The sequence below is a fragment of the Stenotrophomonas sp. CFBP8994 genome (assembly GCF_034044835.1).
GTDB lineage: Bacteria > Pseudomonadota > Gammaproteobacteria > Xanthomonadales > Xanthomonadaceae > Stenotrophomonas > Stenotrophomonas rhizophila_A.
Map to the genome: position 1 here is coordinate 431,049 of NZ_JAXCWT010000002.1, position 24,988 is coordinate 456,036.

Here is a 24,988-nt window from a genome sequence, read left to right on the forward strand (position 1 = left end):
ACGCCATGTCCGACCTGAAGCCGCCGTCGCCCGCCGTTCTCGACAAATACCGTGGCGACGAGGTGCGCCCGCTCTACACCGGGCGGGTGCGGGTGAGCGGCGGCGAGACGGGACACGGACGCGCTTCGGGCGTGGTCGTCTCCGACGATGGCGCCTTGGCACTCGACCTGCGCCTGCCTCCCTCGCTGGGCGGTCCAGGGGGCGGCAGCAACCCCGAGCAGCTGTTGGCTGCCGGCTATGCGGCCTGCTTCCACGGCGCGATGAACCTGCTGGCCAGCCGTGCCGGGCTGGTGCTGGTAGACCCCTGCATCGAGGTGTCGGTGACCTTCTCGCGCGACCCGATCGACGGCCTGTACCTGCTGTCGGCCGAGGTGGAAGCCTACCTGCCCGGCCTGGAGGCCGGCGTGGCTGCCGAGCTGGTGCGCAACACCGAACGTGTCTGCCCCTACGCAAAGATGTTCCGCAACGGCATCACCCACGTGGTGAGCGTGGTGCCCACCGCCGCCCCCTGAGCGGCGCTTCCCCCTGCTGGAGAACACCCTCATGCACGCCGGCCGCTCCTATACGTTCACCGAGTTCCTGCTGTGGACCCGCCGCCCGCTGTACCTGCTGATCCTGCTGGATGTGGCGCTGGTGGCGCTGTACCAGCTCGGCGGGCTGCATTGGCTGGCGGTGCCATGGAACGTGATCTTCATGCTGGGTACCAGCGTGGCGCTGATCGCAGGCTTCAAGAACACCCAGACCTACAACCGGTTGTGGGAAGCGCAGCAGGTGTGGGCCTCCATCACCGCCGCCAGCCGCCTGTGGGGCACGATGAGCCGCGACTACGTGGCCCATCCCGAACACACCCGGCGGCTGGTATACCGCCACCTGGCGTGGCTGACCGCGCTGCGCTACCAGATGCGCGAAACCAAACCCTGGGAGACCGTGCAGCTGGCGCCCAACGTCGAGTACCGCAAGCGCTATGACGTGCCGGAAAAGGTGCGCACGCTGGATACCGAACTGATCAAGTACGTCACCCCCGAAGAACGCGCGCGCATCCTGGGCGCTGGCGGCAAGGCCACCGAAGTACTGTCGCTGCAGGGCGCATCGCTGCGTCAGCTGCTGGATGCAGGCGACCTGCCGCAGGCCAGCTTCGCCGAACTGCAGCGCGTACTGCGTGACCTGCACGACCAGCAGGCGCGCAGCGAACGGATCAAGAACTACCCCTACCCGCGCCAGTACGCGGTGATCAACGTGATCTTTGTCCGCATCCTGTGCCTGCTGCTGCCACTGGGCATGATCGACCTGCTGGCACCCATGAACGACACCGTGGGCGGGGCGATGGCCGGGCACAGGGTGTGGCTGGCAATTCCGCTGAGCGTGCTGGTGTCGTGGATGTATGCCGCGCTGGACCAGGTCGGCGAAAGCAGCGCCAATCCCTTCGAGGGTGGCGCCAACGACATTCCGATCTCACAGCTGTGCACCTCCATCGAGCTGGACCTGCGCCTGCTGCTGGATGAGCGCGACATTCCAGTGCCGCAGGTGCCGGCCAGCCCCATCGTGCTGTGATCGCGCCGGCGTTGCGCACTACGTTGGCCTCTGCCGCGGGTGCACCTCCCCAATCCAATGCCCGCACCGCCGACCGTCATCGTGCGGTCTTCAACGCCCGCTACAACGTAGGCACTGCGCGGACAGGGCAGGATGCAAATGGATCCTGCCCTAAAGTCCAGGCGAATGCGGCCGATACCGATGCGTCCTTCTGTCTGGAGTGCGTCATGTCGGCCATCCCCCGCCGTGTGCTGTCGTCCCTTGCCCGCAGGGCTGAACCCCTGCGCCGGCTCAGCGTGGCGCGCAAGCTTAAAATCAGCCTGGTGGCCTGTGCAGCGGGCCTGCTGCTGGTGGCCGCCGTCTACGCCTGGACAAGGTACAACAGCGAACGCGCCGCCGACACCTTCGCCACCCACCAGCAGGCGACCAGCCTGATGGCGCTGCTGGGCACCCAGGTGGCCGATGCCCGTCGCCTGCAGACCCGCTACGCGGCGAGCTTCGACGATGCCGACCGGAACGCACTGCAGCAGGCACGCCAACGCCTGCAGGTGTCGCTGGAGGCACTGCAGCGCACCGCCGCCGCCAACGGCAATGCGGCTTCACTGAGGGCACTGGCCACCCGCATCGGCGAGTTTGCCGAGGGGATCAACGCGCTGAATGCACGCGTGGATGAAATGGGAAGGGGCGAGGCCGGGTTGCGCGCGCAGCTGGAGGCCGCCGCTGCTGCGATGGAGGCCGCGCTGGGCCCCCTGCAACGACCCGCACTGGACGCCCAGTGGCAGGCCATCCGCCGTCAGGAAGCGCTGCTGCTGCTCACTGGCGATTCCACCCATGCCGACCGCGCAAGCGACGCCAAGCTGCCGTTCGAACTGGCGCTGGCAGCGCCGGGCGTGCCGGCGGCCGCACAGGACGCGCTTCGCACCGCGATGGACAGCTACCAGGGTGCACTACTTGGCTACACCGCCGCGCGGGTCGGGCTGGATGTGGAAGCGCAGTCGCTGGCCGATACCGCTGCACAGATCGCGCCGTCGCTTGAGCAGGTGCAGCGTGCGCAGGCAACGGCGCTGGAGGCCGCGCGTGGGCGCCTGCAGGCGCAGGCGAGGGCGATGACGGTGGTGTTCGCGGTCACGCTGCTGCTGGTGGCTGCGTTGCTCATCGCCACGCTGCTGCTGACCCTGCAGGCGGTGCAGCGCCCGATCGCCAACACGTTGCGCTTCGCCGAGGACATCGCCGAGGACCGGCTGGATACGGTGCTGGTCGTGCATAACCCGCACGATGAGTTCGGCCAGCTGGCGCAACGCCTGCGACATATGCAGGAACGACTGCGCGGCCGGATCGAGGCCGAGCGGGCCGCCGCGCGCGACAACACCCGTGCGCGCCAGGCGCTGGACAGTGCCCAGACCGGCTTGATGGTGCTGGAGCCTGACGGCCGCATCGGCTTCCTCAACCATGCGCTGTGCACTGCGCTGGGCTGCACGCCCGGCCAGTGGCAGGGCCAACCGGCGCAGGCGCTGCATCCGGTGTTTGCGGGCGTCGCCGTGCAGCTGCAGCGCGGCCATGCCAGTGCACACGAGATCGAGCAGGGCGGAATCCGCTATCAGCTGGTACTCAACCCCATCCTCGACCACGACCAGTTGCTGGGAGCCGCGGTGGAATGGCGCAGCCGCGCGCTGGAAACCACGGTCGAAACCGAAGTGGCCGCGCTGGTGGACGCCGCCGCGCAGGGTCAGCTGCAGGCGCGCATCGCGGTGAACGACAAGCAGGGCTTCGTGCTGACCCTGGCGGTGAGCATCAACCGCCTGCTGGATACCTTCCAGGGCAACCTGGCCGGGCTGCAGGCGCTGCTGTCCGGGCTGGCGCACGGCGACCTGGGCGTCCGCATGCAGGGTGACTACCAGGGCGTGTTCGCGCAGATGCGCGACGATGCCAACGCCAGCGTGGCACAGCTGGCCGACATCGTGGCGCGCATCCAGCACGCCACCTCGGCGATCAATGGCGCGGCCGGTGAGATCGTGGCCGGCAACCGTGACCTCGCCGAACGCACGGAACGGCAGGCGGCGCATCTTGAAGAAACTGCGTCCTCCATGGAGGAACTCACTGCAACCGTGCGCGAGAACGCGGATTCGGCGCAGCAGGCCAACCAGCTGGCGATGGATGCCGCTGCCATCGCGGGGCAGGGCGGCAACGCGGTGGCACAGGTCGTGTCCACGATGCACGACATCGCCGCCTCCTCACGGCACATCGGCAACATCACCGGGGTGATCGACGGCATCGCCTTCCAGACCAACATCCTCGCCCTCAACGCTGCAGTGGAAGCCGCACGGGCCGGCGAGCAGGGCCGGAGTTTCGCGGTGGTCGCGGGGGAAGTACGCCTGCTGGCCCAGCGCAGCGCCGATGCCGCCCGCCAGATCAAGCAGCTGATCGAGACCTCGGTGGAGACGGTCAACGCCGGTACCCGCCTGGTAGGCGAGGCTGGTGCCACCATGCGCCGCATCGTCGGCAGCGTGGAGCAGGTCACCGCGATCAGCGCCAGCATCGCGGCGGCCTCGCAGCAGCAGAGCGTGGGCATCGAGCAGGTAGGCAGGACGTTGTTGCAGATGGACGGCAGCACGCAGCAGAACGCGACGATGGTGGAGGAAGCCTCGGCGTCCGCGCAGGCGATGCAGCGGCAGGCGGCGCTGTTGTCCGAAGCGGTGGCCGCGTTCGTGGTGGCACGGCCTGCGCCAGTGCGCGGGCTTCGTCCGGCGGTAGCGTGATGGGTTCGTGATTGCGGCGTCTACGTGGGCCGCCCAACGGGCGGCGCCGCCGGCGGTATGCTTCCCACCATGAGCACACGTCGAAAAACATCGTCTCCCGCCCAGCTCCGCAACGCATTTGTCCGCGTGCGCGGGGCCCGCGAGCACAACCTGAAGAACGTCGACGTGGAGATCCCGCGCGATGCGCTGGTGGTGTTCTCGGGAATTTCCGGATCCGGCAAGTCCTCGCTCGCCTTCGGCACACTGTATGCCGAAGCGCAGCGTCGCTACCTGGAGTCGTTGTCACCCTACGCGCGCCGCCTGATCGACCAGGTAGGCGTGCCTGACGTGGATGCCATCGAAGGCCTGCCGCCGGCGGTGGCGCTGCAGCAGCAGCGCGGCACCGCGAGCGTACGCTCCAGCGTGGGCAGCTTGACCACGCTGTCCAGCCTGCTGCGCATGTTGTATTCGCGCGCTGGTACGTATCCGGCCAGACAGCCGATGCTGTATGCCGAGGACTTTTCGCCGAACACACCGCAGGGCGCCTGCCCGAACTGCCACGGCCTGGGCCACGTGTATGAAGTGACCGAACAGTCCATGGTTCCCGACCCCTCGCTGACCATCCGCGAGCGCGCCATCGCCGCGTGGCCGCCGGCGTGGCACGGGCAGAACCAGCGCGACATCCTGGTGACGTTGGGCTACGACGTTGACATTCCCTGGCGCGACCTGCCGAAGAAGCAGCGCGACTGGATCCTGTTCACCGACGAGCAGCCCGTGGCGCCGGTGTATGCCGGCTTCACTCCGGCAGAAACCCGCGCCGCGCTGCGCCGCAAGGAAGAGCCCAGCTATATGGGCACCTTCAGTGGCGCGCGCCGCTATGTGCTGCACACCTTCGCCACCACCCAGAGCGCCATGATGAAGAAGCGCGTGGCGCGCTACATGGTGGGTACAGTCTGTCCGGTCTGCGACGGCAAGCGCCTCAAGCGTGCTGCCTTGTCGGTGACCTTCGCCGGCATGGACATCGGCGCGCTGTCCCAGCTGTCGCTGGCGGCGATGGCCGAGGCGCTGCGGCCGGCGGCGGAAGGCCGCTTCAACGCGCCTGCAAAGGGGGCAACGCGCAGCCGCGCAGCCGGGCGCAATGCCGAACAGCTGCGCCACACCCCCGACCTGTCCGAGGAGAAGCGTATCGCTGCCCAGCGCATCGCGCACGATCTGGTTGAGCGTATCGGTACGCTTGAATCGCTGGGGTTGGGCTACCTGTCGATGGACCGCGCCACCCCGACGCTGTCACCGGGTGAGCTGCAGCGGCTGCGCCTGGCCACCCAGATCCGCTCCAGCCTGTTCGGCGTGGTGTACGTGCTGGATGAGCCCACCGCCGGCCTGCATCCGGCAGATGGCGAGGCCCTGTATGGCGCGCTTGACCAGCTCAAGGCAGGCGGCAACACGTTGTTCGTGGTGGAGCACGATCTGGAAATGCTGCGCCGTGCCGACTGGCTGGTGGATGTCGGTCCCGGTGCAGGCCAGCATGGTGGGCAGGTGCTGTACAGCGGTGAGCCCGAGGGGCTGCGCGGCGTCGCCGCCTCGGCCACTGCACCCTACCTGTTCGGCAAGCACGACCGTGCCACCCGCAGCCCGCGCACGCCTGCCGGCTGGCTGGAGCTGCGCGGCATCCACCGCAACAACCTGCACGGGCTGGATGCACGCTTTCCGCTGGGCACGTTCTGCGCGGTTACCGGTGTCTCCGGCTCGGGCAAGTCCAGCCTGGTCAGCCAGGCGCTGGTGGAGCTGGTGGGTGAGCACCTAGGCCATGAGCCGGTGGCGCCCGATGCGGACGATGATCTACCACAACCCAGCCGGATCGAGCGCACCCGCGGCCGCCTGCATGGCGGTCACACGGCGATCAAGCGCTTGGTGAACGTCGACCAGAAGCCGATCGGGCGCACGCCACGATCCAACCTGGCCACCTACACCGGCTTGTTCGACCACGTGCGCAAGCTGTTCGCCGGTACCCGCATGGCCAAGGCGCGGCGCTACAGCGCCAGTCGTTTTTCCTTCAACGTGGCGCAGGGCCGCTGCGAGACCTGCGAAGGCGAAGGCTTCGTGCACGTGGAGCTGCTGTTCATGCCCAGCGTGTACGCGCCATGCCCGACCTGCCACGGCCAGCGCTACAACGCCAGGACGCTGGAGGTGGAGTGGAACGGCCGCAACATCGCGCAGGTGCTGGCGATGACGGTGGAGGAGGCGTTGGCGTTCTTTGCCGAGGAAACCGTGGTGCAGCGCCCGCTGCAGCTGCTGCGTGATATCGGGCTGGGCTACCTGCGCCTGGGGCAACCGGCCACGGAACTGTCCGGTGGCGAAGCGCAGCGGATCAAGCTGGCCACCGAACTACAGCGCAGCCAGCACGGCAACAGTCTGTACGTGCTCGACGAGCCCACCACCGGCCTGCACCCGGCCGACGTGGACAAGCTGATGGCGCAGCTGCACGGGCTGGTGGATGCGGGCAACACGGTGGTGGTGGTCGAGCACGACCTGCGCGTGGTGGCCGATGCGGACTGGGTGATCGATGTGGGTCCCGGCGCGGGCGAGCAGGGTGGGCAGATCGTGGCGGCGGGAACACCCGAGCAGGTGAGCCGATCGAAAGCAGGCAGGACGGCGGGCTACCTGCGGCGGTTCTTCGCCTGAGTGGGCATCCGTACCCACCAACGGTGGGCACCTACCGCGTAGTCGCCGGCGCCCCGGCGGTAGGTACCGACCGTTGGTCGGTACTGCCCACCCACCGTTCGATTTCCCCGTCTGCGAACGGTCCCAGCTTCTGCTTGACGATCTTCCCGTCCGCACCCACCAGCACCGTGTAGGGCAGCAGACCCTGGGCGTTGCCCAAGCGCACGCTGGCGTCATCCGGCGCAGGCTGCTCGATCACGATCGGGTAGGTCACCGGCACGCGGTCAAGAAAATCGCGTACGCCGTCCGGCGTATCGATGGCCAGGCCCACCACCTGCACGCCATCGGCCGGCTGTGCAGCGGCAAACGCGGCCAGCATGGGCATCTCTTCCACGCACGGACCGCACCAGCTGGCCCACACGTTGATCAACAGGGGGCGGCCACCGAAGCGGGCGAAGTCCAGGGGCGTGCCATCCACGTCCGGCAGGGTGATGGCCGGCATCGCATCGCCGGGTTGGGCCGGCGCGGCGGCCGGGCGCTCCACCGCGGGAAACCGCGTTTCCTGTGGCGTGCGTGCCACGTAGTACACGCCGGTGCCCAACCCCAGCGCCGCAGCCAGCGCCGCCACTACCATCAACGAGGTGCGGGGCGGCGTCGTGCTCATCGCGCGGTGCGCAGCAGCGCTTCTTCCACCAGTGCCTGGGTCAGCACGGTGGGCAGCACGGTCGGCGGTGCGCCGGGGCCGTAGACCACGTACAGCGGCACGCCGACCGCCTTGTGCTCTTCCAGGAACGCGGTGATCTCCGGGTCCACGTTGGTGTAATCACCGCGCATGTACACCGCGTTGGTACGGCGCAGGGTTTCCTCGAAACCCTGGGTGCCCAGCACCGCGCGTTCGTTGGCCTTGCAGGTCACGCACCAGTCGGCGGTCATGTTGACGAACACCACGCGGTTGTCCTGGCGCAGCCGGTCGAGCATCTGCGGCGAATAGGCCACCACGTTGTCGGCCGCGGCCAGTGCGGCTTTGGCCGGTGCAGCGATGCGGGTCACGCCCCACACCGGCACGAGTGCGCCCAGCAGCAGCACCAGCGCCAATGCGGCACCGACGCGCTGGCTGCGCCAGCGGCTGCGCTCGAACCACCACAGCGCCAGGCCCAGCACCACCAGCCCGGCCAGCACGAGTGCCATGGCATCCACGCCACGCTGTTTGCCCAGCACCCACAGCAGCCACAGCGCGGTGGCATACATCGGGAAGGCCAGCACCTGCTTCAGCGTTTCCATCCACGCGCCCGGGCGCGGCAGGCGCTTGGCCAGCGAAGGCACGAAGCCGATCAGCAGGAACGGCAGCGCCAGGCCGAGGCCCAGCATCAGGAACACCAGCATCGCCGGCACCGCCGGTGCGGTGAAGGCATAGGCCAGCGGCGCCCCCATGAACGGCGCCACGCACGGGCTGGCCACCACGCAGGCGAGCACGCCGGTGAAGAAATCGCCCATCGGTCCGCTGCGCGAGGCCAGCGACTGGCCCACGCCGCCCAGGCTGCCGCCCAGGGTGAACACCCCGGACAGGCTCAAGCCCACGGTGAACATCAGGTACACCAGTGCGGCAATGAACCACGGGTGCTGCAGCTGGAAGCCCCAGCCCGCCGCCTGCCCGGCGGCACGCAGCGCCAGCACCAGTGCGCCAATCGCGGCGAACGCCACCAGCACGCCTGCCGTGTACCAGAGCGCGTGGCTGCGCGCGCGCTGGCGGCTTTCGCCGCTCTGCGCCACGCCCAGCACCTTCAGCGACAGGATCGGCAGCACGCACGGCATGAGGTTGAGGATCAGGCCGCCGGCCAGGGCCAGCAGCAACGCGGTGATCAGGGTGATCGGCGTGGCACTGCCGCTGCTGCCCGGCGGACGCGTGCGCTGGTCGTTGTCGGCGCTGGCGTCGGGCGTGCCGTCGGCGGGCAGCGCCAGCGCCGGTTCGTTCGGGCGGATCAGCATCGGCTGGGTCGCAATGCCGTTGGCCTCGCGTTCCTGCGCACGCTTATCGCGCGTCACCAGCGGGGCGATCACTTCGCTGCGGCGCGCTTCTTCACCCGCACTGGCGTTGACCTTGCCGGCCGGCAGCGCCAGCTTCACCCGCCGGGTCATCGGCGGGTAGCAGATGCCATCGGTCTGGCAGCCCTGGAAGGTGATCACCAGCGTGGCATCGGCGGCCTCGGCCACGCTGCGGCGCAGCGGCAGCTTCACATCGACCTGGTCGAAATACACCGACACATCGCCGAAGTGCTCGTCGCGGTGCGACTTGGCGGCCGGCCACAGCGGCTTGTCCGCGCGGATGCCCGGGGCGCCTTCCAGCTTCAGCGAAGTGCGGTCGCGGTAGAGGTAGTAGCCCGGCGCCGGACTGAAACGCAGCAGCACGGCATTGCCATCGCCGACGATGGCTTCGAAGCCGAAGGCGCGTTCGGACGGCAGCGGCAGTGACGGGGTGCTGGCCGCGCCGGGCAGGCGCAGGCCACCGGCGGCATTGCCGGCCAGCGGGTTGTTGAACGGCGACGCGGCGGCGGCGCCCAAGGCCGGGGTCATGGCGCTGTCGGCGCGGGCGCTGCCACCCGGCAGCGTGACCTGCACGCTGCGCTTCTGCGGCGGGTAGCACACGCCGGCATCGGCGCAGCCCTGGTAACGCACTTCCAGCGTCACCGTTTCAGCACCGTCGGCAGCCTTGCCGGGCAGTACGGCGGTCAGCCGCTCACGGTAGGTTTCCACTTCGCCGAAGAAGTCATCGTGGTGCTTTTTGCCGGCCGGCATCTGCAGCGCCTCGGCACTGAAGCCGGCGTCGCTCTTGACCGTGGTGCGGTGGCGATAGAGGTAGTAGCCCGGCGCGATCTTCCAGCTCACCTCGATACGGTCGCGGTCGCGCGCCTGCGCGCTCAGCCCGAAGGCTTGATCCACCGGCAGCAGGTCTTTCTCGCTGACGGCCAGTGCCGGCAGGGACACCAGGAACAGCGCGCACAGCGCGGCAACACGACGAAACAGCGTCATCAATCAGTTTCCTCTCGGGTCTGGGCCCGAATCCAATCCAGGTACGCCGGCAGTCCGGCGCGGGTTTCGACCGCGATGCACTCGGGGAGTTCATACGGGTGCAGCACCTGCACGCGCGCGATGGCCGCATCCAGGCGGCTGCCGGTGGTCTTGATCAGCAGTTGGACCTCAGCGTCCTCGGTTACCTCACCGTGCCAGCGGTAGGTCGAGTGCGCCCCGTCCAGCCGGGTCACGCAGGCGGCCAGGCGTTCTTCCACCAGCGCATGCGCCAGCCGCGTGGCGGTGGCCGCATCGGGGCAGGTGGTCAGGAGGATGAATACGGGATCGGGGGTCGACATGACCGCCGAGTATAGAGATCGCGGCCTGGCGATGCCGGCCGGTTCCGCAGGGGAACCGGCCGGAGAATCGAATCCCGGTGGCGCCGGCGGGTGGCCGGCGCACCGTATTGCCCTGGTGCCGGCGCCTGGCCGGCGACCCGGGATGCCTCAGTTCGCCAACTCGCAGGTTGCCGGCTTGGCCGACGTGAACAGGGCAGGCGTGCCCCATTCCGGGTGGTCGATGAACGGGTTGCGGTTGCCCTGGAAGCTGTAGATCACTTCATTGCGGGCTTTTTCTGCAGCATCCGGCGGGTCGGACAGGTGCCAGTCGATCAGGGTCGAGAGCAGGCCCATGTAGGCCGGCGAGGCCGAGGTCTTCACGATCCTGCTGCGGTCGTCGGTCAGCTCCAGGTCCGGTTCGGACTGGCCGGTGGCTGCGTCCTTGCCGCCCTCATAACGGATCGCCATGTACATCACCGCACGCGCCATGTCGCCCTTGCGGTGGCCCCACACCTCGAAGGTGCCGGCATTCCCGTCCGGGGTGCGTACCCAGTTGGAATTGCCCGGGTAGCCGCCACTTCCCCCGCCGGTGCCGTTGTTGGCCTCGGTGGCGCGCTCGCCGCAGTTGCTGTCGCACTTGGCGAACGGCTTGTTGCCGCGGTCCGCGTTCCACTGCGCATCGGTCAGGTACAGCATGTGGGTGTCGGTATAGGGCGCGTACGGCAGGCCCTTGTCGCCGGTGGTGCTGGCAAAGCCCAGTGAATTGGGCCAGGTGTGCTCGCGGTTGTAGGTCAGCCCGCTGCCGGTGCCGGCCCGGTCGGTGACCTTGGCGTAGCTGCGGTTGCGGTACGCGTCCAGGATGCGGCCGCTGTTGTTGGGATCCTCGTCGGCGATTTCCAGGATGGTCCACGTGCTGGTGCCCGTGCCGCTGTACGGGTACGAGGTGTGGCCCTTGATGGTGGCGTGCAGCGAGCAGCGCAGCAGGCTGGGGCTGGAGGTGTTGACCTTCGAGTAGTAGCTGCCCGGATCCGGGTCGGGACCGGGGTCGGTACCGCCGCTGGCCACGGTGAAGGCGATGCGGCTATCGGCCGCCGGGCGTGCGCCCTGGGCGTCCTTGATGCGCGCGGCACGGATGTCGAAGCGGCAGGCTTCACCGGCCAGCAGCGCGGTGTTGGTCGACAGGGTGAAGCGGGTACCGCTGCTGGCGTGGGTGAGCGGCACCGTGCCGGACTGGCCGCAGCTCAGGGCAAACGCACCGGCGCTGACGGTGACGCTTTCACTGAAGGTCACGGCCAGGTCGGCAGCGGCCGGGAAGCTGGTTGCGCCCTGTTCCGGGGTGGTGGTGCTCACCGACGGCGGGGTGTTGGGCCCGGTGCTGCCGCCGCCGCTGAAGGTCTGGCCGGTGTTGCAGGCACCGAAGGTCTGCGCCGCCGATCCGGCCCAGGTGAAGTGGGTGTACTGGCTGCCGCTGCCGGTGAGCTGCAGGGACGTGCCCGGGGCGGTGCTGTTGCTCTCGCTGACGGGGATGTTCTGGCTGGTCAGGCCGGCGGCCGGGCCGCCGGCGGCGGTGATGGTGCCTTCGTAGCTGATGAACTGGATGACCTTGCCGCTGGCATCCACGAGCGCGATGCCGTCGTTGGCGCCGTTCTGCAGGCCGTTGGTGGGGTAGGTGACGGTGGCGATGCTGGCCTTGCCGCAGCCGGCGGCGGTACCGGCCGGCACGGCGTTGTTGGCATAGACCGTGGCCGCAGACGGAGTGCTGCCGTTGTACAGGTACAGCCGGTAGGTACCGAGGTCCTCGCCGCCGGTGGCGACCACCTCGATGGCTTCGCCGACATCCCCGGCCGGGGTGCTGTCGTCGTAGTGCAGTTCATTGATGAATACGTCCGCCTGGGCGGGACCAGCGGCCAGCGCCAACAGGCACCCCAGGGACAGCGGTGTGAGCAACCTCATCTACGGCTCCTTGTGATTGGGTTTTGCCGGCCGAATCTAGCTAATCCATATGACACATCTATCGATTTGTCGGCTTCGGCACTCCGCAGTGGGACGTGCGTCAAGAAAATGGCGGTCTGGGGGAATTCGTCGGCACCCCCTTGAAAGGGCTCGGGACAGCACCATCTCTGCCCTGTCCCGCACTGGCGGGTTTTTTCACGAGCGGTGCTGGCAGTCACCTGGGGTGAGTGCTAAGATCGCCGGACTTTTTCAAACCAATCAACAACTTAAGAGGCACGCATGAACATCAAGCCGCTTCACGACCGCGTTGTGGTCAAGCCGATCGAAGCCGACGAAGTCTCCGCCGGCGGCATCGTCATCCCCGACTCGGCCAAGGAAAAGTCGACCAAGGGTGAAGTCGTGGCCGTGGGCCCGGGCAAGCCGCTGGACAACGGCAGCGTGCGCGCGCCGTCGCTGAAGGTTGGCGACAAGGTGATCTACGGCCAGTACGCCGGCAGCACCTACAAGAGCGAAGGCGTGGAATACAAGGTCCTGCGCGAAGACGACATCCTCGCCGTCATCGGCTGAGTTTGCGCCGCCGGGCTTGCCCCGCCGCTTCTTCTTTTTTCAGATCAACGCAGCCGGGCATCGCCCGGCGCCACATAAAAGGTAATCGCAATGGCTGCCAAGGAAATTCGTTTCGGTGAAGACGCCCGCGCCCGCATGGTGCGCGGCGTCAACGTTCTCGCCAATGCCGTCAAGGCCACCCTGGGCCCGAAGGGCCGCAACGTCGTGCTCGAAAAGAGCTTCGGCGCCCCGACCATCACCAAGGACGGCGTGTCCGTCGCCAAGGAAATCGAACTGGCTGACAAGTTCGAGAACATGGGCGCGCAGATGGTGAAGGAAGTTGCCTCGCGTACCAACGATGACGCCGGCGACGGCACCACCACCGCCACCGTGCTGGCCCAGGCCCTGATCCGCGAAGGCGCCAAGGCCGTGGCTGCCGGCATGAACCCGATGGACCTCAAGCGCGGTATCGACAAGGCCGTGGTCGCCGCCGTCGCCGAGCTGAAGAACATCTCCAAGCCCACCGCCGACGACAAGGCGATTGCCCAGGTCGGTACGATCTCGGCGAACTCGGACGAGTCGATCGGCAACATCATCGCCGAAGCGATGCGTGAAGTCGGCAAGGAAGGCGTGATCACCGTTGAAGAAGGCTCGGGCCTGGAAAACGAGCTGGACGTGGTCAAGGGCATGCAGTTCGACCGCGGCTACCTGTCGCCGTACTTCATCAACAACCAGCAGGCGCAGACCGCCGACCTGGATGATCCGTACATCCTGCTGCACGACAAGAAGATCTCCAACGTGCGTGACCTGCTGCCGGTGCTGGAAGGCGTCGCCAAGGCCGGCAAGCCGCTGCTGATCGTGGCTGAAGAAGTCGAAGGCGAAGCGCTGGCGACCCTGGTGGTCAACACCATCCGCGGCATCGTCAAGGTCGTGGCCGTCAAGGCACCGGGCTTCGGCGATCGTCGCAAGGCGATGCTGGAAGACATGGCCACCCTGACCGGCGGCACCGTGATCTCCGAAGAAATCGGCCTGTCGCTGGAGAAGGCGACCATCGCCGACCTCGGCCGCGCCAAGAAGGTGCAGGTTTCCAAGGAAAACACCACCATCGTCGACGGCCAGGGCGACCAGGACGCGGTGCAGGCACGCGTGGCCCGCATCAAGACCCAGATCGAAGACACCTCGTCCGATTACGACCGTGAGAAGCTGCAGGAACGCGTGGCCAAGCTGGCCGGCGGTGTTGCCGTGATCAAGGTCGGTGCGTCGACCGAAATCGAAATGAAGGAAAAGAAGGACCGCGTGGACGACGCCCTGCACGCTACCCGTGCGGCGGTCGAAGAAGGCGTGGTGCCGGGCGGCGGTGTTGCCCTGGTCCGTGCGGTCACCGCGCTGGCTGGCCTGAAGGGCGCCAACGAAGACCAGAACCACGGCATCCAGATCGCCCTGCGCGCGATGGAAGCCCCGCTGCGTGAAATCGTCGCCAACGCCGGCGAAGAGCCGTCCGTGATCGTCAACAAGGTCAAGGAAGGCACCGGCAGCTACGGCTACAACGCCGCCACCGGCGAGTTCGGCGACATGCTGCAGTTCGGCATCCTGGACCCGACCAAGGTGACCCGTTCTGCCCTGCAGAACGCTGCCTCGATCGCCGGCCTGATGATCACCACCGAAGCGATGGTGGCCGAAGCCCCGAAGAAGGACGAGCCGGCCATGGGCGGCGGCGGCATGGGCGGCATGGGTGGCATGGGCGGCATGGACTTCTAAGGTCCCCGCACACGCGACATCCCGTCGTGCTGTAAACGAAGAACCCCGCCGAAAGGCGGGGTTCTTTCGTTATGGGACAAACACCTTGTTGCCGTATTCCCAGGTCCACGGCGCGCCGGTGTCACCCAGGACGTAGCGCACCAGTGCGGGGAATGCCGCCTCCGCACGCACATCGTTGCCCAGGATCACCACGCAGCGCTGGCCACGTGCCAGGCAGACCATCGTGTTGCCCACCGCGTCGTCATGCCCGCCTTTGTAGAAACCATGGCCCTGCGGGCCGTCGAACACCACCACGCCCAGCCCGGCGGCAAGGTCGGCACGCCGCTTCGCCGGGGGCAGTTCGTCCTGCAGCGTGGGGAACTGCGAGGCGGTGGTGATCGGCCACTGCGCGCGCACCAGCTCACGTCGCGATGCGGGCGAAAGGCCTTCACCGCTCACCAGCGCTGCGGCAAGCCGCGCGATATCGGTGATGGTGGTGTCCATCGAACCCGCCGCCCGCACACGGCTGCGCTCGTCATGCGGTTCGGTGCTGCCATCCTGGGTCCAGCCGTCGGCCAGGTTGCCGGCGAAGTCCGCGCGCCAGGTCATGCTGGTACGGGTCATGCCGAGGCGATCAAACACCCGCCGCTGCATTTCCTTGCCCACGTCCAGGCCTACGCCCTGTTCGAGCACGAACTGAAGCAGGATCAGCCCTTCCCCGGAATACGCATATCGCGTGCCCGGGTCGAAATGCAGCCGCAGTTTTCCCTCCGGTTCAAGGAAGGCGAAGTTGGAGAAACCGCTGCGATGGCTGAGCAGCATGCGCGGGGTGATCTGCTGCCAGCGCGGGTCGTCCTTCAGGTCGGGCCAAGGCGCGTAGCGCTTGTCGGCCGGATACTCCGGCAGTGGACGGTCCAGGTAGGCGGCGATGGGGCGATCCAGATCCACGATGCCGTCGTCCACCAGCTGCAGCACCATGTAGGCAAACGCCGCCTTGGTCAGCGACGCGGCATACATGATGGTGTCCGGCTGCAGCGGCTCGCCGGCCGCATTGCGCTTGCCGGCCGCGTGCACCTGCACGACCTTGCCGTCATCGATCACGGCCAACGCCAGCCCCTGGGCCTGGGTTGCCCGCATCAGACGCTGCATCTGCGCATCCACCGCGGGCGGGGACGGCAGCGCGTGGGGTGGGGCGGCGGCCAGCGCAACGGACGCGGGCATCAACAGGGAGAACATCAGGACTAACGGGCGCATGCACGGCACTCCTCCGGGTCTCGGCGCCAATCGTACCGTCGGGCCTGCAGCCCTGAACACTGCACCCCAGTTGCGAATGAAACAGTTGGCACTCCCAAACCCCTGTGCTATCAATACTCCCCAATGAACGCACGCCACGCCAATTCCTACTTTTGGTATTACTTTCCGAAGCCACCGGCGGAGGAAGGCATGCGCTCACCCTGAAGAAACCTTCAGACGCATTCCCGAAAGCCGCCAGCGCACCTGGCGGCTTTTTTGTTGCCGCCGCGCTGGGGACCCCCACCTTCCAGGAGACACCCCATGCCCCCCCACACCGACGACCTGCGCATCCGCAAGATCGAACCATTGACCCCGCCGGCGCAGCTGTTGGCGATGCTGCCCTGCGACGATGAAGCTTCCTCCACGGTGAGCGCCTCGCGCGCCGCACTGCACGAGATCCTGCACGGCCGCGATGACCGCCTGGCGGTGGTGATCGGCCCGTGCTCGATCCATGACCCGGTCGCGGCGATCGAATACGCGCAGCGCCTGAAGCCGCTGCGCGATGCGTACGCGGGCGAACTGGAAATCGTCATGCGCGTCTACTTCGAAAAGCCGCGCACCACGGTGGGTTGGAAGGGCCTGATCAACGACCCGGACCTGGATGGCAGCTTCCAGATCAACAAGGGCCTGCGCGTTGCGCGCGGCCTGCTGCGCGACATCAACAAGTTGGGCCTGCCGGCCGGCGTGGAGTTCCTGGATGTGATCTCGCCGCAGTACATCGCCGACCTGGTTGCCTGGGGCGCGATTGGCGCGCGTACCACCGAAAGCCAGGTGCATCGCGAGCTGGCCTCCGGGCTGTCGTGCCCGGTCGGCTTCAAGAACGGTACCGACGGCAACATCAAGATCGCCGCCGACGCGGTGGGGGCCGCATCCAACCCGCATCATTTCCTGTCGGTGACCAAACAGGGCGATACGGCCATTGTCGCCACCGCCGGCAACCCGGATTGCCACGTGATCCTGCGCGGCGGCAAGGTGCCGAACTTCGATGCCGCCAGCGTGGATGCCGCCAGCCAGACCCTGGCCAAGGCACAGCTGCCGGCGCGGTTGATGATTGATGCCAGCCACGCCAACAGCAGCAAGAATCCGGAGAACCAGCCGAAGGTGATCGCCGACATCAATGCACAGCTGGCGGCAGGCGAAGAGCGCATCGTGGGCGTGATGGTGGAAAGCCACCTGGTGGCTGGCCGCCAGGAACTGGTGGAAGGGCAGCCGCTGGTGTACGGCCAGAGCATCACCGATGGTTGCATCGGCTGGGATAGTTCGCTGCAGGTGCTCGAAGCGCTGGCCGAGGCCGTGCGTGCGCGGCGCGCACGGCGACTGGCCGAGGCGGCTTGACCCCGGAGGCCGCCCGGCGCCACGAAAGGCAGGCGCTATCGGAAGTCTGCTTTTATTGAATAGAATCAATTGGATACTGCGCGGTCGGAAGCAGACACTGCAGGCCCCACTTGAGGGGCCTACAGGGCGTATGTACAATGTATGCACAATCCAGCAACGTGCGAGTGTTTCCCATGGGAACCGCAAGCAAAGTCATCAATTTCCGCGCACCTGCCGATAAGCAGGCTCTGATCGATCGTGCAGTAGCAATCAGTGGCGTGAATCGCACCGAGTTCATCCTGGATGCCGCGTGCGACAGGGCGCGCGAGGTGCTGGCCGACCAGACGCAGTTCACGTTGAATGCTGAGCAGCTGCAGCGCTTCAATGCGCTGCTGGACGCGCCGCTGGAGGAAAACCTGGCGCTGCGCCGGTTGTTGAGCACGCCGGCGCCCTGGGAACGCTGAGCCCTTGTGGCTCTCCGCACCAGCCCCGCTGCACGCGGAACATCTGTTGGATGACTTCCGCTGCAGTGCTCCAGCCCTTGCGAAATGGCTGCTTGAACGCGCACGCCAGAACCAGGCATCCGGCGCATCGCGATGTTTCGTGGCCTGCGACGAGCGGCGTCGCGTTGTCGGTTACTACGCGCTCTCAGCCGGCTCGATGGCGCATGAAGCCGCGCCCGGACGAATCCGCCGCAACATGCCCGATCCCATTCCGGTCATCGTGTTGGGGCGGTTGGCGGTACATGCGGACAGGGCGGGGCAAGGCATTGGCCAGGGCTTGTTGAAGGATGCGGTGCTGCGTTCGCTGCAGGCGTGCGGTCAGGTCGGCGCACGGGCGTTGCTCTGCCATGCCATCGATGAGCCCGCCAAGGCGTTCTACCTCAAGCACGGTTTCATCGCTTCACCCATCCACCCTCTCACGCTGATGCTGCCTTTCAAAGGCGCATTCTGAGCTCTCGAACTGCTGCGAAACAGGTAGTCCGAAAGGCTGTAAGAAAGTGTTGGCCATTCAGGCCAGCGACCACTCCGGCCTCGCAACACGTTGAACAGGATTGTAGAGGGCAGCCGAGGCAGGCATGATGGCTCGACCGTCCAAAATTTCGGTGCCCCACTGTGCGCCTAGAATTTACCAGCGAAGCGTCGACTTGGCTTGCGCAGTTCGATCCTGCGGATCGTGAAGTGGCGAGGCAGTTTCTAAGGCGGCTGACTCTTGTTTCCCAAAGCGATTTCGAGGTAAACCTTCAGTTGGCGCTTGAGGGGGTGCTTCTTCGAATTGGCAAGGAAAACGTAGCTTTTGTCAGCGTAGACGAGCCTCCGCCGACGGTGTACGAAAGTGGCAAGGAACGGAGAGTTCCTGGCAGTAGCTCGGATCGTATCAAACACTTGCTTGAGAATCTCGTAAGAGTTCATGGCAATCGTGTAAGAGCGAATCCAACCGTTGCCTCAATGCGCGCTGATCGAATTCGCAACATTGTTCTTGTGGAGGATTTTGTGGGTTCTGGGGACCGGATCAGGTCCTACTGGCGAGACAGGGTGGCCAAGTCCGTAAAAAGCTGGGTCTCTTTCGGGTGGACAAAAGTCTGGATCGTTTGCTATGCCTCTTTGAAGAATAGCGTTGCCGCCGTCAGGCGCGATGTTCCAGTGGACCCGTCCCGAATGGTTACGATCCTTCCGCCATCAGATCGGCGAATAGTTATGTCGCCTGCAATGAACTTCGTGGCCGAAAAGTATGGGAGAAGGCTCAGAGGAGACGCGTGGTCTGGCTACTCGCAAGGTGGAGGGGCGATAGTGTTTCAACATGGCTGCCCTAACAATACGCCTGCAATGCTTTGGGCTACTGGTAAGGGCTTCAAGCCGCTATTCCCTAACAGAGGGATTCCAGCGACCCTCCAGCGTTGCTTTGGGGTGGCAAATGCCTTGTCCCTCGCCGAGACACTTTGGGACTTTGGCCAGTATCGGCTTGCACTCTCCTTATTGAATCGAGACGGCGGGCGCAGGGATGACCTTAGAATGAGAATGATGGTGGCCTTGGGCTTGGCATCAGTACATGGGAGGTGGGATGACAAAAGGGTCCAGAAGCAATTGTTGCTTCCGGCGAAGGACATCAAGATACTTAGAGAGCTCGCCGTACAGGCAAGCCTTCTCTCAAGTCCGGACGGTAGGATCACCCAATTCGGTGCAGAACTTATCGACCGGATGAAGGCTGCATCTAGGACCGCGCCCCAACGGAAGGCGAAGGCAGCAGGGAGGCTATCGCTGTTATCCGATTTGTATTACCCTGACTCCTGTGAGGGGGTGGCCAAGTTTTAGCGAAGTGAGCGTGCAATGTACACTCATACCTGCCAGTTCGAGCGGCAGGGCTCAGGGAGTCCTTGAGCCTGGATACCTTCTAGTCTTTATCGAAGTTCGTTCACTTCTCAGAGCTTCGTAAGAAGCGCCTATACCTCTGAGAAGCGAACCAACCCCGCTAGCGCGTGGTCGCGGATCAAAGTAATGCTTGGGCCATCCCCTCACAGCTTGAAAAGCGAAGCAGTTCGGAGCGGTTTTCGCTCTGAGTACTCTGGTAAGTTGCTGGCCGCGCTTTCTAAAATGCGCGAAGCAAGGGTTCCGGTTGTTTTCAGTTTGATGCATCTTGCAAAACTGACAAACTGTCCGTGGCGCATCTTACGAAGCGTCGTGAGACGCGAAAGCCACCCGTATCAAATCTTTCAAATCCGGAAGCGTAGCGGCGGGAACAGGCTGATCTGTGCTCCGCACAGTATCTTGATGCGTGCGCAGCGGTGGATTCACGATAAAATTCTCCTGTCGCCTGGTGCGCTGGCAAGACTGAGTTCTGCGTCTTCAGCGTATGCTCCCGGATGCTCTATCATCAGTAATGCTAAGCGGCATGTCGGCGCGAAGTGGATGGTGAAACTTGATATTAAGGACTTCTTTGAGTCTGTTTCCGAGCGGCAGGTGTATCATGTCTTTAAGGACTTGGGGTATCCCAGTCTACTCAGCTTTGAATTGGCCAGGATGTGCACTCGGGTTGCGCCTGCTCGGGCAAACGGGACGCTCAGGCCCAGGGAGTATAAATGGCGCTGGACAAATACGGCTAGGGTAGCAGCGGCGCCACATGCCGACATTCGGGATCTCGGCCACCTTCCCCAAGGAGCTCCATCAAGCGGAATGCTGGCAAACTTAGCCTTTGCTCCGCAGGATCGTGAGATCGAGAAGATTGCGGAGGAATATGGGGGTGAATATTCCCGCTATGCCGACGATATCGTCATTAGTCTGGGCGAGGTCACCAAGGTTGATTGCGAGCGCATACTTTCTCGCGTCGCGCGGGTCGTGACGTTGGCGGGCTACCGGGTTAACCACACGAAAACTCGCGTCTACGGTCCAGGTTCGAGAAAAATTGTCACGGGTCTTGTCGTGAATGACAATGTTCCAAGGCTTACGCGTCAATACAAGGATGATCTGTCCTTGTGCCTCTACCATATTGGGAGGCACGGTCTGCTTAGCCATATGGCTGTAAGGCATTCTGTGAAGCCCCTCGGTTACTTAAATCACATTGTAGGGAAGATTCTTTTTGCTCACTCGGTCGAGCCCGCGTTTGGTCGCCGCTGTATGATGGAGCTTCGCTCAGCCATGAGTTCCCACCGAGAGCTCTACAGCATGATCGACGAGCTTGAGCTTCGTCGCGGGGGTGAGGCAGAGTTCGAGAGCCTTCATGCTGATATTTTCTGATGGCACCTTAGTGCCGAGTTCTACAACCATTGCATTGAGCAATACGAGGTTACAGAAGGAAGGGACGAGCCAGCCGACGATGACGTCAATTGGGTCAAGAGACGTTATGCTGAATTCACAGCCAGTTCGGAGGCGAAGGTCTCTGATCGTTTAATCCAAGCCTTCCGGGCGCCCCCGAATCGAGTAGCTTTCCAGGAAACTACGACGAAGCCTGTCTCTAGTATTAGATGGCAGTTCTCGAAGATGCGGAGAAATGTTTTCTAGTTGAACAATACGCGTACACGCTCATGCGCTGACGAATGATCGAGCCGGCCCTGGAGCACTCAGACAAGGCCGTTTCACTTGTGCAACAGGACGCAGATCCGCACTTCACCCGCGGCATGATTGCAAGCCGAACGGGGCCGTCGAGTTCGCGCTCGAAAAGATCAGTCAATAAGGACCGGGTGGACGCGGGACCCCCCAGTCAATCCCTCAATGAACCTCGTCGCGGTACACGAACTTCGGCATTTCCCACTTGAAATGGATCGCCAGCAGGCGGAAGGCGAAGCCGCCGCCCAGGCACCACAGCGTGGCGGCGTTGAGCGACACACCCAGTTCGAGCAGGCCCAGCCATGCCGCGCCGGTAAGCAGGGTGATCACCGCGTACAGCTCCTTCTGGAAGATCAGCGGCACCTCGTTGCACAGCACGTCGCGCAGCACGCCGCCGAAGGCGCCGGTAAGCATGCCGGCGATGAGCACGATCGGCACCGCGTGGCCGCCGTCGCGCGCCACCGCGCACCCGATCAGGGTGAAGCAGATCAGGCCCAGGCCATCGAGCACCAGGAAGGTGCGGCGGAAGTGGTGCATCCAGCGCGCCACCCAGGTGGCGATCAGTGCCGCGCATATGGTGAAGCCCAGGTACTCGGGGTGCTTGACCCAGCCCAGCGGGTAGTGGCCCAGCACGATATCGCGCAGCGAACCGCCGCCCAGCGCGGTGACGCAGGCGATGATGACCACGCCGAACAGGTCCATCCGCCGCCGGCCGGCAGACAGCGCGCCGGTCATGGCTTCGGCGGAAATGGCGATGAGGTAGATGATGGACAGCAGCATGCAACGGCTCCGGAGGGGCAGGCGGGGACGGAAACGCGCACGCGCCAGCGCCGCAGCACTGTCGTGGGTGGGATTCCGTTGCCGCTCCCGCTGTCCTTTTGCCTGAGAGTTCAGTGGCCAGGCCACGTGCCCCTTCGGCGGGTCATTGAAGACCTCTCTCCAGATCGGCGTGTTGGATGCATGGTTGGTGGCGTATCGAGCCACCGGCCTGAGCGATTATGGGAGCCTGCGCCTTCGGCGGGCGCCAGCGCGGCGCCTCTCTCCTGCATCCGGGGCGGATTCTAGCAGCCAGCGCGCCCCTGCCGGTGGATAATCCCGGTATGCCCGCTGAACCCGCCCCCTGGTATGTCTATCTGCTGGAATGCCGCAACGGCAGCTATTACGCCGGCATCAGCAACGACGTGGACGCCCGCTTCCAGGCACACCTGTGCGGCAAAGGCGCGCGCTACACCCGCGCCAATCCACCAGTGAAGCTGCTGGCGATGCGCGCCTACCCCGACCGCTCGGCAGCTTCCAAGGCCGAATGCGAGCTCAAGCGCCAGCCGCGCGCACGCAAGCTGGCCTGGCTGCAGCAACGGAGTGCCGAAACATGACCGGAATCGACCCGGCCAAAGCGCGCGCAATGATCGGCAAGACCGTGCTCGCCGGCATGACCTACCTTGACGCCCAGGGCAACGCCCTGGAGCACCGCCAGATGGCCGGGCAAGTGCTGCGCATCAATGACGAAGAAGGCGTGGTACTGGCCAGTGCAATGGACGGCGAGGAAGTGTTCCTGCCGCCCACGCTGGACCACTACACCCCGGCAGCACCGGGCGACTACACGCTGCGCTCAATGGCGCTGACCATCAGCGATCCGGACTACCTGTGCACCTGGGATGTTCACCTCGCCCCTGGCAACGATCCCTGATCGGACGACTTTGGCCGCCGGTCCTCGCGGTCATCACCGAAGATGATCCGCGCGCTGCGCTGGTAGCTCCAATACGCCACCGCCCAGTTGAGCAGCACCACAATCCGGTTGCGGAACCCGATCAGGAAGAACACGTGCGCGGCCAGCCAGAACCACCACGCCAGCACGCCCGACAACTGCAGCCGGCCCAGGTGCACGATGGCGGCCATGCGCCCGATCGTGGCCAGGTTGCCGAAGTCCTGGTACTTGAACGGCCCGGGTGACGGCTTGCCGTCCAGCCGCGCACGAATTGTCGCGGCCACATGCTTGCCCATCTGCTTGGCGGCCGGGGCAACGCCCGGCACCGGCCGTCCATCGGCCTGCTGCAGCGCGGCCAGGTCACCGGCGACGAAGATCTCCGGGTGCCCGTCCAGGGTCAGGTCGGGCTGCACCGGCACGCGTCCGGCGCGGTCCAACGGCACCTCCAGCGTCCGCGCCAGCGGCGAAGCGGCCACGCCCGCGGCCCACACCACGGTGCGCGCGGCAATGAACTGCTCACCGAGCTGGAAGCCCTCGCCGTCGATGTGGCTCACCGCCGTACCGGTCAGCACTTCCACCCCGAGCTTCTCCAGCTGGCGCCGCGCTTTCAGCGACAGCACCTCGGGGAAGCTGGACAGCACCCGCGGCCCGGCTTCGACCAGCCGCACCTTGGCGCTGGCCGGATCGATATGGCGGAACTCGTTGCGTAGCGTGTGCCGCGCGATCTCGGCCAACGTGCCGGCCAGTTCCACCCCGGTGGGGCCACCGCCGACCACCGCGAAGCTCAGCCACGCCGCTTTGCGTGCCGGATCCGGCTCGGCCTCGGCGCGTTCGAAGGCCAGCAGCAGTTTGCGGCGCAGTGCGATGGCATCGTCCAGGGTCTTCAGGCCTGGCGCGTCGGCGGCCCACTCGTCGTGCCCGAAATAGGCGTGGGTGGCGCCGGTGCACAGCATCAGGGTGTCGTAGCCGAGCTGGCTGCCGTCGGCCAGCGTGATCTGGCGGCTGGCCTTGTCAATCGAGGTCACCTCGCCCAGCCGCACTTCAACATTGCGCTGTTCGCCCAGGATGTGGCGCAGCGGCGCGGCGATGTCGGGTGCGGACAGGCCGGCGGTGGCGACCTGGTAAAGCAGCGGCTGGAACAGATGGTGGTTGCGACGGTCCACCAGGGTGATGCGGATGCGCGCGCTGGCCAGCGCGCGGGTGGCCCAGAGGCCGGCGAAGCCGCCACCGATGATGACCAGGTGGGGCAGGGAATCGCGGGTCATGCAATGACTCCTTGGCGGGGGTCGAAGCGAAGCACTGCATGTTCGCACGTGATGCGCGATATTCACGTGGATGGCAGATACTGGGTTCAGCAGCCGTCGCGCCTGCCGGCGGCCGATTCGACCCTTGCCTGGAAAGTCCACCTGCGTGCGCGCATTTCCGAAAGAAGACGCGGCAACACCGGCGCGTTGATCGGCGTATCGTATCGGCGCATATCGACAACCGGGAACACCAACATGCTGAAGATCTGGGGCCGCCGCAATTCCAGCAACGTGCGCAAAGTGCTGTGGTGCGCGGAGGAAATCGGCCTGCCGTACGAATCCATCGAAGTGGGCGGCCCCTTCGGTGGCACCCAGTCGCCGGAATACGTGGGCATGAACCCCAACGGCCTGGTGCCGGTGATCGAAGACCACGGCCTGCCGCTGTGGGAATCCAACACCATCGTGCGTTATCTGAGCGCGCGCTACGCGCTGGGCACGCTGTACCCGGAAGATGCGATGGCGCGCGCGCAGGCCGAGAAGTGGATGGACTGGAGCACCTCGCGCATGGCGCCGCTGTACACCGACCTGATCTGGGGGATCATGCGCACCGCCCCGGCCGACCGCGACGAGGTCCGCATCAATGCCGCGATCACCCGTGCCGGCGAGTTGCTGGGCATGGCCGATGCCACCCTGGCGCAGCAACCTTGGTTGTCCGGCGAGCAGTTCGCGATGGGCGACATTCCGTTGGGCGCGCTGGTCTATGCGTGGTTCGAGCTGCCGATCCAGCGGCCGTCGTTGCCGCACCTGGAAGCGTGGTACCAGCGCCTCCAGCAGCGCCCGGCGTATGTCAAAGCGGTCATGACGCCGTTGACGTGAGGTAACGGAC

General features: G+C 65.6%; 21 protein-coding genes and 2 riboswitches. Of the genes, 14 read left to right on the top strand and 7 right to left on the bottom strand.

Annotated features, from left to right (window positions below; translation table 11 throughout):
* The first annotated feature begins 5 nt into the window (after window positions 1-5).
* The 4 genes from SOM39_RS06660 to SOM39_RS06675 all read left to right on the top strand — a co-directional run bounded on the left by SOM39_RS06660 (window position 6) and on the right by SOM39_RS06675 (window position 6,947).
* Complete coding sequence (locus SOM39_RS06660) at window positions 6-512, top strand: Ohr family peroxiredoxin (protein ID WP_307105896.1); 507 nt, start codon at window positions 6-8, stop codon at window positions 510-512.
* A gap of 31 nt (window positions 513-543) precedes the next feature.
* On the top strand, window positions 544-1,551 hold the full coding sequence (locus SOM39_RS06665; RefSeq protein WP_320457869.1) for a bestrophin family protein: 1,008 nt from the start codon (window positions 544-546) through the stop codon (window positions 1,549-1,551).
* Between the two features lie 206 nt (window positions 1,552-1,757).
* The gene (locus SOM39_RS06670) at window positions 1,758-4,286 is read left to right on the top strand and encodes a methyl-accepting chemotaxis protein (RefSeq protein ID WP_320457870.1); all 2,529 of its coding nucleotides are present in this window, start codon (window positions 1,758-1,760) and stop codon (window positions 4,284-4,286) included.
* Between the two features lie 69 nt (window positions 4,287-4,355).
* Window positions 4,356-6,947 (top strand): excinuclease ABC subunit UvrA, encoded by a 2,592-nt coding sequence (locus SOM39_RS06675; RefSeq protein ID WP_320457871.1) that lies wholly within the window; start codon window positions 4,356-4,358, stop codon window positions 6,945-6,947.
* Between the two features lie 31 nt (window positions 6,948-6,978).
* Here the strand turns inward: SOM39_RS06675 and SOM39_RS06680 are convergent, their stop codons facing one another.
* From SOM39_RS06680 to SOM39_RS06695, 4 genes are all read right to left on the bottom strand, one after another.
* Entirely contained in the window at window positions 6,979-7,590 is a 612-nt protein-coding gene (locus tag SOM39_RS06680) for a TlpA disulfide reductase family protein (protein WP_320457872.1), read from the bottom strand.
* A complete protein-coding gene (locus SOM39_RS06685) occupies window positions 7,587-9,953 on the bottom strand; it encodes a protein-disulfide reductase DsbD domain-containing protein (RefSeq protein ID WP_320457873.1) in 2,367 nt (788 codons plus the stop codon). Before SOM39_RS06685 ends, SOM39_RS06680 begins: the two co-directional genes overlap by 4 nt.
* Window positions 9,953-10,291, bottom strand: a complete 339-nt coding sequence (gene cutA / locus SOM39_RS06690; RefSeq protein WP_068854197.1) for a divalent-cation tolerance protein CutA — start codon at window positions 10,289-10,291, stop codon at window positions 9,953-9,955. Before cutA ends, SOM39_RS06685 begins: the two co-directional genes overlap by 1 nt.
* A 147-nt stretch (window positions 10,292-10,438) precedes the next feature.
* On the bottom strand, window positions 10,439-12,223 hold the full coding sequence (locus tag SOM39_RS06695; protein WP_320457874.1) for an endonuclease: 1,785 nt from the start codon (window positions 12,221-12,223) through the stop codon (window positions 10,439-10,441).
* Between the two features lie 279 nt (window positions 12,224-12,502).
* Between SOM39_RS06695 and SOM39_RS06700 the strand changes: the two genes are divergently transcribed.
* Entirely contained in the window at window positions 12,503-12,790 is a 288-nt protein-coding gene (locus SOM39_RS06700) for a co-chaperone GroES (RefSeq protein WP_068854195.1), read from the top strand.
* Window positions 12,791-12,880: 90 nt separating this feature from the next.
* Window positions 12,881-14,527, top strand: coding sequence for a chaperonin GroEL (gene groL, locus SOM39_RS06705; RefSeq protein ID WP_217537969.1), 1,647 nt, complete (start codon window positions 12,881-12,883; stop codon window positions 14,525-14,527).
* Window positions 14,528-14,596: 69 nt separating this feature from the next.
* Here the strand turns inward: groL and SOM39_RS06710 are convergent, their stop codons facing one another.
* A complete protein-coding gene (locus SOM39_RS06710) occupies window positions 14,597-15,760 on the bottom strand; it encodes a serine hydrolase domain-containing protein (RefSeq protein ID WP_320457875.1) in 1,164 nt (387 codons plus the stop codon).
* 300 nt (window positions 15,761-16,060) lie between these two features.
* Here SOM39_RS06710 and SOM39_RS06715 point away from each other — a divergent pair, with 300 nt between their 5' ends.
* The 5 genes from SOM39_RS06715 to SOM39_RS06735 all read left to right on the top strand — a co-directional run bounded on the left by SOM39_RS06715 (window position 16,061) and on the right by SOM39_RS06735 (window position 20,844).
* The gene (locus tag SOM39_RS06715) at window positions 16,061-17,134 is read left to right on the top strand and encodes a 3-deoxy-7-phosphoheptulonate synthase (RefSeq protein WP_068854192.1); all 1,074 of its coding nucleotides are present in this window, start codon (window positions 16,061-16,063) and stop codon (window positions 17,132-17,134) included.
* Window positions 17,135-17,271: 137 nt separating this feature from the next.
* Window positions 17,272-17,577, top strand: coding sequence for a DUF1778 domain-containing protein (locus SOM39_RS06720; protein ID WP_320457876.1), 306 nt, complete (start codon window positions 17,272-17,274; stop codon window positions 17,575-17,577).
* Between the two features lie 46 nt (window positions 17,578-17,623).
* A complete protein-coding gene (locus SOM39_RS06725; RefSeq protein WP_320457877.1) occupies window positions 17,624-18,067 on the top strand; it encodes a GNAT family N-acetyltransferase in 444 nt (147 codons plus the stop codon).
* 161 nt (window positions 18,068-18,228) lie between these two features.
* Window positions 18,229-19,425 carry a phosphoribosyltransferase-like protein gene (locus tag SOM39_RS06730; RefSeq protein ID WP_320457878.1) on the top strand — a complete coding sequence of 399 codons (1,197 nt, stop codon included), beginning with the start codon at window positions 18,229-18,231 and terminating at the stop codon, window positions 19,423-19,425.
* Window positions 19,426-19,740: 315 nt separating this feature from the next.
* Entirely contained in the window at window positions 19,741-20,844 is a 1,104-nt protein-coding gene (locus SOM39_RS06735; RefSeq protein ID WP_320458067.1) for a reverse transcriptase family protein, read from the top strand.
* Between the two features lie 471 nt (window positions 20,845-21,315).
* On the opposite strand, the gene SOM39_RS06740 is transcribed toward SOM39_RS06735, so the two are convergent.
* On the bottom strand, window positions 21,316-21,933 hold the full coding sequence (locus SOM39_RS06740) for a trimeric intracellular cation channel family protein (protein WP_068854189.1): 618 nt from the start codon (window positions 21,931-21,933) through the stop codon (window positions 21,316-21,318).
* Between the two features lie 82 nt (window positions 21,934-22,015).
* Window positions 22,016-22,106, bottom strand: a riboswitch (glycine riboswitch).
* Window positions 22,107-22,126: 20 nt separating this feature from the next.
* A riboswitch (glycine riboswitch) is annotated at window positions 22,127-22,209 on the bottom strand.
* Between the two features lie 44 nt (window positions 22,210-22,253).
* On the opposite strand from SOM39_RS06740, the gene SOM39_RS06745 reads away from it, so the two are divergent.
* Together SOM39_RS06745 and SOM39_RS06750 are read left to right on the top strand one after the other, a co-directional pair.
* Entirely contained in the window at window positions 22,254-22,526 is a 273-nt protein-coding gene (locus SOM39_RS06745; RefSeq protein ID WP_095363055.1) for a GIY-YIG nuclease family protein, read from the top strand.
* Window positions 22,523-22,840 carry a hypothetical protein gene (locus tag SOM39_RS06750; protein WP_210131157.1) on the top strand — a complete coding sequence of 106 codons (318 nt, stop codon included), beginning with the start codon at window positions 22,523-22,525 and terminating at the stop codon, window positions 22,838-22,840. The genes SOM39_RS06745 and SOM39_RS06750 overlap by 4 nt, the downstream gene beginning before the upstream one ends.
* On the opposite strand, the gene SOM39_RS06755 is transcribed toward SOM39_RS06750, so the two are convergent.
* A complete protein-coding gene (locus tag SOM39_RS06755) occupies window positions 22,813-24,123 on the bottom strand; it encodes an NAD(P)/FAD-dependent oxidoreductase (RefSeq protein ID WP_320457879.1) in 1,311 nt (436 codons plus the stop codon). The two genes, SOM39_RS06750 and SOM39_RS06755, sit on opposite strands and share 28 nt — an antisense overlap.
* 234 nt (window positions 24,124-24,357) lie before the next feature.
* Between SOM39_RS06755 and SOM39_RS06760 the strand changes: the two genes are divergently transcribed.
* Entirely contained in the window at window positions 24,358-24,978 is a 621-nt protein-coding gene (locus SOM39_RS06760) for a glutathione S-transferase (RefSeq protein ID WP_320457880.1), read from the top strand.
* Window positions 24,979-24,988: the final 10 nt, after the last annotated feature.

Bases quoted from the DNA above. Each gene is read 5' to 3' on its own strand.
- SOM39_RS06665 (WP_320457869.1), top strand. From the start codon at position 544: ATGCACGCCGGCCGCTCCTATACGTTCACCGAGTTCCTGCTGTGGACC.
- SOM39_RS06685 (WP_320457873.1), bottom strand. From the start codon at position 9,953: ATGACGCTGTTTCGTCGTGTTGCCGCGCTGTGCGCGCTGTTCCTGGTG.
- SOM39_RS06660 (WP_307105896.1), top strand. From the start codon at position 6: ATGTCCGACCTGAAGCCGCCGTCGCCCGCCGTTCTCGACAAATACCGT.
- SOM39_RS06720 (WP_320457876.1), top strand. From the start codon at position 17,272: ATGTATGCACAATCCAGCAACGTGCGAGTGTTTCCCATGGGAACCGCA.
- cutA (WP_068854197.1), bottom strand. From the start codon at position 10,291: ATGTCGACCCCCGATCCCGTATTCATCCTCCTGACCACCTGCCCCGAT.
- SOM39_RS06715 (WP_068854192.1), top strand. From the start codon at position 16,061: ATGCCCCCCCACACCGACGACCTGCGCATCCGCAAGATCGAACCATTG.
- SOM39_RS06680 (WP_320457872.1), bottom strand. From the start codon at position 7,590: ATGAGCACGACGCCGCCCCGCACCTCGTTGATGGTAGTGGCGGCGCTG.
- SOM39_RS06710 (WP_320457875.1), bottom strand. From the start codon at position 15,760: ATGCGCCCGTTAGTCCTGATGTTCTCCCTGTTGATGCCCGCGTCCGTT.
- groL (WP_217537969.1), top strand. From the start codon at position 12,881: ATGGCTGCCAAGGAAATTCGTTTCGGTGAAGACGCCCGCGCCCGCATG.
- SOM39_RS06695 (WP_320457874.1), bottom strand. From the start codon at position 12,223: ATGAGGTTGCTCACACCGCTGTCCCTGGGGTGCCTGTTGGCGCTGGCC.
- SOM39_RS06745 (WP_095363055.1), top strand. From the start codon at position 22,254: ATGCCCGCTGAACCCGCCCCCTGGTATGTCTATCTGCTGGAATGCCGC.
- SOM39_RS06750 (WP_210131157.1), top strand. From the start codon at position 22,523: ATGACCGGAATCGACCCGGCCAAAGCGCGCGCAATGATCGGCAAGACC.
- SOM39_RS06740 (WP_068854189.1), bottom strand. From the start codon at position 21,933: ATGCTGCTGTCCATCATCTACCTCATCGCCATTTCCGCCGAAGCCATG.
- SOM39_RS06700 (WP_068854195.1), top strand. From the start codon at position 12,503: ATGAACATCAAGCCGCTTCACGACCGCGTTGTGGTCAAGCCGATCGAA.
- SOM39_RS06755 (WP_320457879.1), bottom strand. From the start codon at position 24,123: ATGACCCGCGATTCCCTGCCCCACCTGGTCATCATCGGTGGCGGCTTC.
- SOM39_RS06675 (WP_320457871.1), top strand. From the start codon at position 4,356: ATGAGCACACGTCGAAAAACATCGTCTCCCGCCCAGCTCCGCAACGCA.
- SOM39_RS06760 (WP_320457880.1), top strand. From the start codon at position 24,358: ATGCTGAAGATCTGGGGCCGCCGCAATTCCAGCAACGTGCGCAAAGTG.
- SOM39_RS06670 (WP_320457870.1), top strand. From the start codon at position 1,758: ATGTCGGCCATCCCCCGCCGTGTGCTGTCGTCCCTTGCCCGCAGGGCT.
- SOM39_RS06735 (WP_320458067.1), top strand. From the start codon at position 19,741: ATGCATCTTGCAAAACTGACAAACTGTCCGTGGCGCATCTTACGAAGC.